This window comes from Acutalibacter sp. LFL-21, assembly GCF_025630755.1.
Classification (GTDB): Bacteria; Bacillota; Clostridia; order Oscillospirales; family Acutalibacteraceae; genus Acutalibacter; species Acutalibacter stercoravium.
This window is the reverse complement of sequence record NZ_JAOTNT010000004.1, coordinates 42,463-54,465: the sequence shown is the minus strand read 5'-3', so window position 1 is coordinate 54,465 and position 12,003 is coordinate 42,463. Positions and strand designations below refer to the sequence as shown.

The window sequence follows — 12,003 nt, the reverse complement described above, 5'->3', positions numbered from 1 at the left end:
TGCATCCGGCCTTCGTTGTCAAGCGGAGGAAGGGAAAATCCAGCGCACGAGAGTTGTCTTTCGGATATTTCCTTTCCAATGAGGTAAAATGGAAGAAAAGCAAGAAAAGCAAGAAAGGAGACAGGCAATGACGTACACGATTACACCAGAAAAGATTTATTTGTTCCTTCAGCTTCTTCGGGAGGAAGAGCGCAGTGCCGGCACCATTGAAAACTACCAGCGCCATATCAAAGCGTTCGCCGCATGGGCGGGAGAGGCGGACGTTACCAGAGAGTTGGCTGCCAAGTGGAAAGCTCATCTGCTTGCCAGGGGTTACGCGCCAGGAACCGTCAATACCATATTGGTGCCGTTAAACCGTTTTTTCTCGTTTCTTGGCTGGCACGGATGCAGGGTAAAGTCGCTGCGCATCCAGCGGCGCATGTTCCGGGAAAACCGCAGGGAACTGACCCGCAGCGAGTATGCCCGCCTTCTCTCTGCCGCCCGCAGCCAGGGCAGGGAACGCCTGGCCTTGCTCATGGAATCCATCTGCGCCACAGGTATCCGGGTCAGCGAGGTAGAGCATCTCACTGTGGAAGCAGTCCGGGCTGGCAGGGCGGAGATCAGCCTAAAGGGAAAGATCCGCACCATTCTCATTCCCAGCAGGCTGCGGAAAAAACTGCTTCAGTTCGCCCATAAAGAGAAAACCGCCTCTGGCGCCATATTCCGCACCAAAAGCGGCCGTCCCATTTCCAGAAAGCAGATCTGGGCCGAGATGAAATCACTCTGTAGGTCTGCGGGAGTGATGGCCACCAAGGTCTTTCCCCATAACCTGCGGCACCTTTTTGCCCGCGCGTTTTACCAGGTGAGCCACGATATCGCCAAGCTGGCTGATGTCCTTGGCCATTCCAGCATTGAAACCACCCGCATTTACCTCATTTCTACCAGTACGGAGCACGAACGCCAGCTAGAGCGGCTTCACTTAGTCTACTAGATAAATTTAATAGATTGTCTCGTAGTTAAACAAAAAAGAACAACTAACTATATAAATTTGAGCTTATTTTAACACGTTCATTTCGGAAACGCAATGCCTTCCCTAAAAAATGTACATAAAAAAGTAGGCCGGCAGAGGCAGTGGTTCTATCCGGCCTGATTTCATACGCGCTTTTTTGGCCTGCTGGTTTCCCAGCGGGCCTTTTTTACTGCCCAACAGCTTAACTCTGGCTAGTTCCTCCGCCGAATAGAGACAATCTATTAAATTTGTCAGCAAACGATGGAACGGAGGTGATATGTGTGAATCCAGCGGCAGAAGTGAAAGCAGGAGCGGTCCGCGTCACTCCCGAGCAAATGGAGAGCTATCTGGCCAGGCTGGCCGGAAAGGGGTACTCTTCTGGGACAATCCAGTCTTACCGGCGAAACCTGCAGCTTTTTTTCAAAGAGTATCCAAGCGGGGAAATCCGGCCAGACAGCGCGGCCCGCTGGCGGGAAAAGCTCTTGGCCCAGGGGCTGATGCCAAGCACGGTAAAGTTGCGGATTTCCTCTGTAAATGGCTTGCTTGCGTTTTTGGAGCTGTGGAAGTATCAAGCGCAGCCTCCCCCTTGGCCCAATACGGAAGAGGTGCAGCCAGAGCTGACACGCAGCGAATACCTGCGGCTGCTGTCTGCCGCGCGAGCGCTGGGAAAGGAGCAGGCTTACCTGCTTGTAAAGGTGTTTGCCTGCACAGGGGTTCGCGTGCAGGACCTGCCCCAGGTCACTGTGGAGGCTGTTCAGGAGGGACGGCTGCTGCTGCACAAGCAGTTGGTCAGCCTGCCTCCCAGCTTGTGCGATGAACTGCTGAGTTATGCCGGAAAAAAAGGGGTGAGCCACGGCTCTCTCTTTGTCACTCGGAATGGTAAGCCCTTGAGCCGCACCAATGTCACAGCTTTGGTGCAGCGTTTGGCCGGGGCTGCCAGGGTGTCTCCTGAGAAATGCAACCCTCGCTGCCTGCGAAAGCTCTATCAAGAGACCCTCCGGGGCATCCAGCAAAATGTGGCGGTTCTCATCGAACAGGCCCACCAGCGTTTGGTGGAACAAGAACAAATTCGTGTGGGTTGGAAGGAAACCAGTGAAGTTACTTCGTTTTACAAATTGAGGTGAATCTTGATGAAAACTTACAAACGTTTAAGCATTCTCTGTATCGCGGTGCTGTTGTGTGCTCTGCTGCCTGTCCTGGCTGGGGCTACCTCGCCGGGGGACCCGCCTGAAGCAGTGGACACCAATGCGGTCTACGTCCGTGCTAATGGCAATGACAATGGAGCAGGCTCGCAAGAAGATCCCTATGCCACTTTGGCAAAGGCGGTGGAGAAGGCGGCGAAAAAAAATTCCGCAACCATCTATGTCATGTCCAATTTGACAATGTCGGAGTGCGCCCGGTTCTGGACTGGCGATATTACCATCACCAGCGCCCCCGGTGCGGAGACCCCTTATACCATCTTCCGTGGTAAAAACTTGAGCCACATTGATGAGAATGAAAGTGTTGATCCCGTACAAGACATGGCCCGGGGTGGCTATAACCCTGCTTTGATTGAGGTGGGAAATAGCGCCAGCCTGACCCTAGAGAATATCATTCTGAATGACGGACATATCATGGCTTATACTTATACAGGCGAAGCTCCATACGCCACTGCAGCGAACCCTGTTTTCGTGCAGGTGGACGCCAGCAGGGGCGGCAACGTAGGCGACGGGAATCCAGATAACAACCCCGGCTCCACTACAGTTGGCGAAACGAACGTTAGCAACTTTGAGATTGTCCAGGACGCCATCATTGCAACTTATAGCGGTGATGCCACCATCACCTTGGGAAATGGCGCGGTCTTGCAGAACTATGGCGGTATGAGCGCCGTGCGTGTGTCCGGCGGCACCTTGGTCATGGAGTCCGGCAGTAAAATTTGCGACTCTGATACTTACACCCGGATCAAAGGTGCGACGGATAGCGACGGCCCCGCCGGTGCTGTATGGGTGCAGTCCGGCAAAGTAGAAATGCAGGAAGGCGCTTCCATTGAAAACATGAATGGCCGGGCCATTTATGAAGACGGTGCCGGGTCTGATGTTACAGTGGACGGTACAATTAGCGGCATTACTGGTAACAGTAGTATGTGGCAAGGGAACAACGGAACAGCTATCTATCTTCGTAATATGGCTTCTGCCGTCATCACGGAAAACTGTGAAATAAGTGAAGTTACTGGAGCTAGTGCCGTCTATCTTATCGGTAATAATGCAGAAGAGAAAAGCAAATTTAGAATGCAAAATGGAGCAAAAATCTATGGCCTGAGTACGAAGGCGGTTCAACAATTTCAGTTTTCGGAGGCGACTATAGATGGAGAACTATATGGTTTCACAAATACCCAAGTTATTCATCTAAATTCTAGTTTATCTGGTAATCCTGACACGGCTATGATTTGTACGATTGGCTCTAATGCTTACATCCATGATAACACCGTTAATTACGGAGCTGTATATGTACAAGGAAACGGGGCTGTGGTTCATATTTATGGAAAAATAAATCATAACCACAGCACACAATCCGCTTCTGCAATTTGCCTATCAAACAATCAAAGTGGTAAAACTGCCTATTTATACGATGGTGCTGAAATATGCAATAATACGGCTACACGGACTAATAGTGAGAGAAATGGTGCTGTATATATTGGAAATGGTGCCTTTATTATGGAAGGAGGGAATATTTCCAATAATGTCAGTTACACACCAGATAATCTCCTATCAAATGCTGTTGGTGCAGGTGTGGATGTAGGTTCTGGCGGCACATTTACAATGGAGAATGGTAATATTTCAAACAATGCTACAAACGGCATAGGAGGAGGATTAACTGTCAGTAATGGAGTAGTAGTCATTAAAGGCGGAAATATTTCAGATAATGTAATGAATGCCACTATTACTACTGGCGATTATACTGCTTCAGGAGGTACTCCTAACGATGTTACAGTAACTTCATCAGGAACTGCAAATATCTCCCGCTACCTCACCATCTCCGATGACGTTACCTTAAGCGAAGAAAGCATTTATATGCAGAGCTACGACTATACCATTGAGCGCCCCAGAGAGGGTGTGAAACTGGGCAACGCCAGCGCAAATGGGGAAACTGCCTTGAAAACCGCCTCTGAAAACCTGGGCTGGGAGAAAGATAAATTGATTGCCTCCTTCTGGGCCCAGTCTGCAAGCAATGAAACCTGGGAGCTGAACGGGCTTACCAAAGACAATGCACAATTACCCGTTTACGCCCTGGTAATGCCCACAGACCCAGAGGGTAATGTAGCCGGCGAAGCTGAAGCCGCCGTATACGCTGTAACCATAGACGGCGATACCTGGCGCTTCGCCGTGCCTGCCGGAGAAACAAACGGCTATGTGGTGGGCCTGGTACAGCCCACAGAAGACTACGGCACACTGGCATTGACCGTCTCCCCCACCCAAGTGACAGAAGGGGAGGACAGCCATACTTTCCAATACCAGGCTGTCTATACAATCAGTGGTAGCTTGAAAAACATGTTGGACCAAGAACCAAATGTGGGTGACTTCACCCTTACCTTTGTGCTCGACAGCAATCTGACCTGTACCGATGCTAACGATGCTAACTATGATTCTGATACCCATACCTTGACGGTGACGGTTTCTGCGGATAAACTTGATGGATACACTTTCCATTTCTCCGCTGAAACGGCAGATGGGATAACGCTAACGGCTGGCGACCAGTTGGTTACTTCGGCCGTGCTCAGCGGCCAGGTAGGGATGACGCAAGTCACTGTGCCTTCCGCTCCCGCCGTGGTGGAAGTGGTAGCCCAGACCCCCGTCACTCCCCCTGTCACCCCTTCTGAGCCCGCTGACCCGGATGACACGGGTGTCTCGGACCTGCTGGATACGGAAAACCACAACCAGTACCTCTTTGGCTATCCCGAGGGGACCTTTGGCCCTGACCAGAACATGACCCGCGCAGAGGTTGCCCAGATGTTCTACAACCTGCTGGTGGACAAGAATGTGGCCATCACCGCCTCCTTTGAGGATGTGCCCGCGGACGCTTGGTATGCGAAGTCCGTGAATACCCTGGCCAGTATGGGGATCATCTCCGGCGTAGGGGAGAACCGGTTTGAGCCAGAGCGCTCCATCACCCGCGCGGAATTCACTTCCATGGCTATGAAGTTTACCAAGGGTGCCCTGGATGGGACCAACATCTTCTCCGATGTGCACAGCGGCGACTGGTTCTATGAGGCCGTGGTGGGCTCTATCCAGTATGGATGGATTGAAGGCTATGAAGACGGTACGTTCCGGCCGGAAAACTGGATCACCCGCGTAGAGGTGACATCCATCGTCAATAAGATGCTGGGCCGCTTCGCGGACCGCGAGTTTGTCGCCGGGCACGCGGATGAATTGAACGCCTTCAGCGATGTAACCTCCACCCATTGGGGCTATTACCACATTGTAGAGGCTACCAACAGCCATACATATACCAAACCCAGTACCAACGTGGAAACTTGGACAGAACTGAAATAAGTGCTTGCAAGCAGGAGAGGGACCCCGAAAGGGGTCCTTTTTCTGGCTGCAGATCTCCCGGGCGGGGCTTCTTGCGTGCGGGGGAATCCCTGTGGTATAATACGTTGCTGAGACTAAGGGGCCGCATAGGCGGCCCGAGCCCACAGGAGGAAAATGTGTGAAAAGCCTATTGCGTACAACGGGGGAGATCCTCAAATTTGAAGCGGTGTGCAAGCTGCTCACCATCTGCCTGGTTTACCCGGTGTTGGGAGGGATTTACCGCATCTACGCCGCATCGGAAGGCTTGAATTTCAACAACGGAGCAGCCTTTGCTTTTGTCAGTCCAGCAGGCGTGGTGGTGTTGCTGCTGGTGGCCGCGGCAGCCACGGCCTTTGTCTTTTGGGAGCTTTCTACGGTCATCCGCATTGCGGCCCTTACCCGCCAGGGCCAGGATTTCACTTGGCGGGAGTTGTGGTGGGGCTCCCTGTGGAGTCTGGGTGCGCTGAGGGGTTGGTCGCTTCCGGTTTCGGGCGTCTTCTATTTGGCGCTGCTGCCTCTGGCTGGTTTTGGATATGTGAACAGCCTCATCACCACCTTATCCATTCCGGAGTTTATCTACAGCGAGCTGCGCCGCTATGATGTTCTGGGGAGGGCGGCTTTAATTGCCATCCCAACCATTCTATACCTCTTGGCCCTGTTGTTCCTGTTTGTGCCCCTCTTTATGGCTCTGCGCCGGGAGCGCCTCTTCTCTGCGGCCAAGGAGAGCCTGAAGGTATGGCGCCGCGCGTTCTGGCGAAACGGCCGCCTGGATTGGAGAGGCCCTGCCGTGGTGGGAGCTGTCGTGCTGTGGCTGGGGGTGTTCACCCGCATTGCCCAGTATTGGCGGCGCAACCGCTTGGGGCTGGTTGACTTTGATGCAGCCTTTTTCCGCAATCTTCTCTATTCCGAGGCCTTTCCCATTGACCTTGCCTACTGGGTGGTGCGGGCCCTTCTGGATACGGCGGCTATGGCCCTTTTTGTGCGGCTGCTTTTGGCTGTGATGGATCCCCAGCGGGAGCTCTGCATTGCGGCGGCCCCTGCTTGGCAGGGAGATGCCGCCCTGTTGGCAGAAATCCTCCGCAGGCGGCTTGGATGCCTGGGCCAAAGACTTCTGGCCCAGTGGAAACGGTGGAGAGTGCGGATCGCGGCCCTTCTGCTCTGCCTGGGGGCGGGCGTTTGGATGTTCGCGGGGAGCGCCCCGCCGGATCTTGTCCACCCTCCGGCGGTGATTGGCCACAGGGGTTGCATTTACGAGACGGAGAACACGCTTGCCGCCTTTCGGGCCGCGGCTGAACGCGGTGCGGATTACGCGGAAATTGATGTGCAGCTTTCCGCGGACGGGGTGCCTGTAGTCATCCACGATGCCAGCCTCTGGCGTTTGGCGGGACAAAACCTCAATGTGGGCAGCCTGCGCGCAGAGGAGCTCACCAGTTTGGAACTGTACCCCACAGGCTTTGCGAAGGAGGGAGGGCATATCCCCACCTTTGCCGGGGTGCTGGAACTGCTGGCAGAGTCCCCTTCACTCACCGGGCTGTTGGTAGAGCTGAAACCGGCGGAGGACAATGCCGCTGCGCTGACCCAGGCGGTTCTTTCCCTGGTGGAGCAATCCGGCCTGGGAGAGCGGTTGATGTTTATGTCACAGGACTATGCCAGTATGGCGGCCCTGCAGCAAGCTCATCCCGAATGGTGGGTGGGGTACTGCGCTTATGCCTCCAGCGGCGATCTGGATGAGGGTATTTGGCAGTATGACATTGACTTTTTGGCGGTGGAGGAGTCCATGGTTTCCTATCAGATGACTCGGTTGGCCCGGAACAGCGGCTTGCCTGTCTATGTTTGGAGCGTGTATGACACAGACCGGATGCTCCAGTATTTGCAAATGGGCGTTACCGGCTTGATTACAGACTTCCCCGATCTGGGGCGGGAGGTGGTGGATGCATACAGAGAATCCACCCACCACCGCTATCAAAGCGCCTTTCCAGGCGGCAGCTTGGAGGAGCGTTGAAGAGCGGGACTTCCCGCAACACAGTAAAAAAGCTCGGAGAAACAACTCTCCGAGCTTTTTTATCGCGGACTTTTGCCGGCTAAATGATATACCAGCTGGGGATCACCCGCTGCATTCCATCGTACCAGTCCAGCACTTGGGCTGCCTGTTCCCGCATAATGGCCACCTGCTCCTCTCCGAAGGGCACGGCCCAGGGCAAAGAGCCCAAGGTATTGCTGGCGATGTACAGGGCCAGCAGCTTCCAGAACGCCAACGGCGGCGCCCCGTCAAAGTAGCCGTCCACCGTGCCCCTGGCAAAGGCGGGGGAGAGCTGGGCGCTCCAGACGATGCGGTTGAACTCCATCCAGGGGTCGCCTACGTCAGGGCGGTCAAAGTCGATGACGAAAAGCCTGCCCTCGCAGAGCATCATATTCCCCGCGTGGTAATCTCCATGTTGGGCGCACTGGGGCCTCCCCCGAAGGAGCTCCCGGTTTTCCTCCATATACTGGATGAACGCCTCTCCGTTTTGGTACTGTAAAGGACATTCCCGATACAGTTGGATCTTCCGGTCCAGCTTCTTGTTGAACCGGCTCTCCCAGTCCTCTGCTTCTGCCGGGGCGGGGCAGCCGTGTAAAGCCCGCAGTACCCGGCCTGCCTCCCGCCCCAAGCGGTACTGCTCCTCTTGGGGCAAGGCGGGCAGCGCGTCCTCCGCCATCCGGCCGGAGAGCCACCGCTCCACAAAGCGCACCTGGCCGTCCTCCTGGGTAAGCTCTAAGGGCTCGCTCACCGGCAGCCCCAGCTGGAAGGCCTTCTTTTGCAGGGCAAAGGCTCTTTGGGCCTTCTTCCACTTCTCCGGCGGGGAGAGCCGCAAAAAATACTCCTGGCCGCCGTTGTCCCAGGCGTGGTATTTCCTGTCCCCGGACCATCCGGCCCGCACCTCTTCCATCCGAGAAAAGTCCATCTCCGTCCCTCCTGACAAAAACTGCCGGGGAAAGCCCCCGGCAGTGCTTTTATCAATTCCGGCTGAATTCCGAGAGCTGCAGCCCCTCGTTGTGCTCCAGCGCCCAGTTGATGCTCCACTGGTTGGCAAACAGCAGCAGGTAGCGGCCCCGCATGTCCTGGACCTTCCGGGTGTCGGAGGTCAGGTTCAGCTTTTTCAGGTCGATCTCTTCATTGTCGATCCACCGGATATAGGAGTAGGGCAGCGTCTGCATGGTGATATCCACGTTGTACTCATTCTCCATCCGGTATTGGAACACGTCAAACTGCAGGCTGCCCACCACGCCCACGATGATCTCCTCCATGCCGGCGCCGATCTCCTGGAAGATCTGGATGGCGCCCTCCTGGGCGATCTGGGTGGCTCCCTTGACGAACTGCTTGCGCTTCATGGTGTCCTTCTGGCGCACCAGGCTGAACAGCTCCGGGGCAAAGGTGGGGATGCCTTCAAAGGCGATTTTCTTTCCAGGGGCGCACAGCGTGTCGCCAATGGAGAACACGCCCGGGTCGAACACGCCGATGATGTCGCCAGCGTAGGCCTCCTCGATAATCTCCCGGCTCTGGGCCATCAGCTGCTGGGGCTGGGAGAGCTTCATCTTCCGCCCGCCCTGGACATGCTCCACCTCCATGCCTTTCTCGAACTTGCCGCTGCAAATGCGGATAAAGGCGATGCGGTCCCGGTGGGCCTTGTTCATGTTGGCCTGGATCTTGAACACAAAAGCGGAGAAGTTGGGGTCAAAGGGGTCCACCACGCCCTGGGCCGTGTTCCGGGGCAGGGGAGGGGTGGTCAGCTTCAAGAAGCTCTCCAGGAAAGGCTCCACGCCGAAGTTGGTCAGGGCCGAGCCGAAGAACACCGGGGAGAGCTTGCCGTGGCGCACCTTCTCCAAGTCAAAGTCATAGCCCGCCCCGTCGATGAGCTCCACATCCTCCTGCAAGGTCTCGTAGAGGCTGTCGCCGATAGCGGCCCGCAGGCCCTCGTCCTCCAGGGAGAAGTCGTGTTCCCGGGCCTCTTTGCGGCCGGCGTTGTCGCCGTCGGGCTCAAATTGCAGCACCTGTTTCCGCTCCCGGTCGTACACGCCCTTGAAGTCGATGCCAGAGCCAATGGGCCAGTTCATGGGATAGGTGCCAATGCCCAGCTCCTTCTCGATCTCGTCCAGCAGGTCGTAGGGGCTGCGGGAGTCCCGGTCCATCTTGTTGATAAAGGTGAAGATGGGGATGTCCCGCATGACGCACACCTTAAAGAGCTTGCGGGTCTGGGCCTCCACACCCTTGCTGGCGTCAATAACCATCACCGCGGAATCGGCAGCCATCAGGGTGCGGTAAGTGTCCTCAGAGAAGTCCTGATGGCCGGGGGTGTCCAAAATGTTGATACAGTAACCGTCATACTGAAACTGCATCACGGAAGAGGTGACAGAGATGCCGCGCTGCTTTTCAATCTCCATCCAGTCGGAGACCGCGTGGCGGGAGTTCCGCTTTCCCTTTACCATGCCCGCTAGGGTGATAGCGCCGCCGTAGAGCAGGAACTTTTCTGTTAAAGTGGTCTTACCGGCGTCGGGGTGAGAGATAATGGCAAAGGTTCTCCGGCGCTGGATCTCGCTTTTCATATCAGGCAAAATAAGCCATCCTTTCTCAATTTCGCTAGAATATCCAAAACAAAGGGCGGGCAGGCTACATGGGTTTTCCCTCGCTTTACAAGGACTTACAAGATCTGGTCAAAACTGAAATATTATACCATAGCATAGCCGGAAACACAAGGCTTTTCCGCGAATAGGGGACAACAGCCTCTGCGTATTTTTATAGAGGGGGGAGGCCGTGTGTACCTATTCGTTTTGGGTGGTTATGTGGTGCTGGCAATCCTCTTTTCCTGGCTGGTGTCCCTATGGCGCCGCAGGTAAAGCGTGGAAGCCTTGGAAAACCAACAAAAGCAGCCCGGGCAGAAAACACTTGCCCGGGCTGCTCTTTTCCTTTTTTCAAATCAGATGTGCGCCGCCCTGGCGGAGAAGCTGGCCGATTACCGCAATGGCAACGCCAAGCAGAGCGCCGCAGATTACCTCGATCACCCGATGCCCTAAAGATTCGTTGAGCTTGGGGATCAGGTCGTTCAGATCTTTTTCCTGGTCGTTCACGTCGCCGCTGTCCAGATATTCCACAATCTGGTTGATGGCCTTGGCATGTAAGCCTGCCGCCCAACGCACACCGGTGGCGTCATACATCACGATCAGCGCCACAATGAAAGCAAGGGCAAACACGGGGGATTGGAACCCGTAGAGGAAATAGGAGGTCAGCACCACCGAGCAGCACACCGCTGAATGGGAGCTGGGCATACCCCCGGCCCCGGCCAGCCGCTGCTTGTTAAAGGAGCGGTGCTTTACCGCGTCTAAAATCGTCTTGATGCCTTGGGCCGCCAGCCAGGAGACCAGCCCTACATTGATTAAGGGGTTGGATAGGAAAAAAGAGAAGTCCACGGTTTCCCTCCTCATAGATGTACGGATGACTGTGTTTATCATACCCTATTCACCAAGGGGTGTCAACCAAAATCCCCTTGAAGCAAGTGGAAAATCTCCGTTTGCTGTGTTATACTGAAGAAAAAGAATAGAGCACAATTATCAAGTTTTTTCCAGAAAGGCGGGCTTCTCAGGATGGTACAGGTTATTTTCAGCGATGTGGACGGCACCCTGCTCAATTCCAGGCACCAGCTCACCCCCTTAAACCGGACGGCCATCCAGGCGGTTCAGCGGCAGGGCGTCCCTTTTGTCATTGTTTCCGCCCGCAGCCCCTCGGGCGTAGCCACAATCCTTCGGGAGAACGGGCTGCGCTGCCCAGTGGTGTGCTACAGCGGCGCTCTTATGCTGGATGAATCGGGCGCCCTCCTGTTTCATCAGGACTTTCCGGCGCAGGAGGCCCGCCGCATCCTGCGCTTTGTGGAGGAAAGCCCTTTTGATATGGCGCAGAGCATCTATTCCTTTGACCAGTGGCTGGCGCAGGACACACAGGACCCCCGCATTCTGCGGGAGGCGTCCATCGTCAAGGTACAGGCCGAGGAGGGAGGGATGGATTCCCTGCGCCGGGACCAGGTTCACAAGCTTCAATGCATCGGCGAGCCAGAAGAGGTCCGGCGGTTAGAGGAGCAGCTGAAAACGGAATTCCCTGCCTATACCATCGTTCGCTCCGCGGATTTTCTGTTGGAGGTTATGGCGCCTGGCGTCAGTAAGGCTTCCGCAGTCCGCCGGGCCTGCGCGCTTTGGCAGCTCCCCGTAGAAGCTTCGGCTGCCTTTGGGGACAATTACAACGATGTGGACATGCTGGAGGCAGTTGGCTGCGGCTTCCTGATGGGAAATGCGCCGCAGGCGCTTTTGGCCCGTTTCCCCCTTCATGCGCCGGACAACGAGCACGATGGGGTCTACCACGGCATAGTCCGGCTGGGCCTGGTCCAAGAAGAGGACCAGCCCGGACAGGCAGAGTAAAAAGTCACGCCCTTGCAATCCGAAAAC

Annotated in this window: 8 protein-coding genes; 5 read left to right on the top strand and 3 right to left on the bottom strand. The window is 55.4% G+C overall.

What is annotated here, in order from left to right; all coding sequences use genetic code 11:
- Nucleotides 1–127 precede the first annotated feature (127 nt).
- The 4 genes from ODJ80_RS05845 to ODJ80_RS05830 all read left to right on the top strand — a co-directional run bounded on the left by ODJ80_RS05845 (nt 128) and on the right by ODJ80_RS05830 (nt 7,537).
- Nucleotides 128–970, top strand: a complete 843-nt coding sequence (locus ODJ80_RS05845) for a tyrosine-type recombinase/integrase (RefSeq protein ID WP_263041317.1) — start codon at nt 128–130, stop codon at nt 968–970.
- A 299-nt stretch (nt 971–1,269) separates the two neighbouring features.
- Nucleotides 1,270–2,112 (top strand): tyrosine-type recombinase/integrase, encoded by an 843-nt coding sequence (locus ODJ80_RS05840; RefSeq protein WP_263041316.1) that lies wholly within the window; start codon nt 1,270–1,272, stop codon nt 2,110–2,112.
- A 6-nt stretch (nt 2,113–2,118) separates the two neighbouring features.
- On the top strand, nt 2,119–5,517 hold the full coding sequence (locus ODJ80_RS05835; RefSeq protein WP_263041315.1) for an S-layer homology domain-containing protein: 3,399 nt from the start codon (nt 2,119–2,121) through the stop codon (nt 5,515–5,517).
- Between the two features lie 157 nt (nt 5,518–5,674).
- Complete coding sequence (locus tag ODJ80_RS05830; RefSeq protein WP_263041314.1) at nt 5,675–7,537, top strand: glycerophosphodiester phosphodiesterase family protein; 1,863 nt, start codon at nt 5,675–5,677, stop codon at nt 7,535–7,537.
- 79 nt (nt 7,538–7,616) lie between these two features.
- Here the strand turns inward: ODJ80_RS05830 and ODJ80_RS05825 are convergent, their stop codons facing one another.
- From ODJ80_RS05825 to ODJ80_RS05815, 3 genes are all read right to left on the bottom strand, one after another.
- Nucleotides 7,617–8,477, bottom strand: coding sequence for an aminoglycoside phosphotransferase family protein (locus tag ODJ80_RS05825; protein WP_263041313.1), 861 nt, complete (start codon nt 8,475–8,477; stop codon nt 7,617–7,619).
- A 52-nt stretch (nt 8,478–8,529) separates the two neighbouring features.
- Nucleotides 8,530–10,116: a peptide chain release factor 3 gene (locus ODJ80_RS05820; protein ID WP_263041527.1), complete on the bottom strand. Its 1,587-nt coding sequence runs from the start codon at nt 10,114–10,116 to the stop codon at nt 8,530–8,532.
- Nucleotides 10,117–10,482: 366 nt separating this feature from the next.
- Nucleotides 10,483–10,977, bottom strand: coding sequence for a divergent PAP2 family protein (locus ODJ80_RS05815; protein ID WP_263041312.1), 495 nt, complete (start codon nt 10,975–10,977; stop codon nt 10,483–10,485).
- A 174-nt stretch (nt 10,978–11,151) separates the two neighbouring features.
- Between ODJ80_RS05815 and ODJ80_RS05810 the strand changes: the two genes are divergently transcribed.
- The gene (locus ODJ80_RS05810) at nt 11,152–11,976 is read left to right on the top strand and encodes a Cof-type HAD-IIB family hydrolase (protein WP_263041311.1); all 825 of its coding nucleotides are present in this window, start codon (nt 11,152–11,154) and stop codon (nt 11,974–11,976) included.
- Nucleotides 11,977–12,003: the final 27 nt, after the last annotated feature.

Coding starts and splice junctions, on each gene's coding strand:
- ODJ80_RS05820 (WP_263041527.1), bottom strand. CDS start 10,116: ATGAAAAGCGAGATCCAGCGCCGGAGAACCTTTGCCATTATCTCTCAC.
- ODJ80_RS05825 (WP_263041313.1), bottom strand. CDS start 8,477: ATGGACTTTTCTCGGATGGAAGAGGTGCGGGCCGGATGGTCCGGGGAC.
- ODJ80_RS05835 (WP_263041315.1), top strand. CDS start 2,119: ATGAAAACTTACAAACGTTTAAGCATTCTCTGTATCGCGGTGCTGTTG.
- ODJ80_RS05810 (WP_263041311.1), top strand. CDS start 11,152: ATGGTACAGGTTATTTTCAGCGATGTGGACGGCACCCTGCTCAATTCC.
- ODJ80_RS05845 (WP_263041317.1), top strand. CDS start 128: ATGACGTACACGATTACACCAGAAAAGATTTATTTGTTCCTTCAGCTT.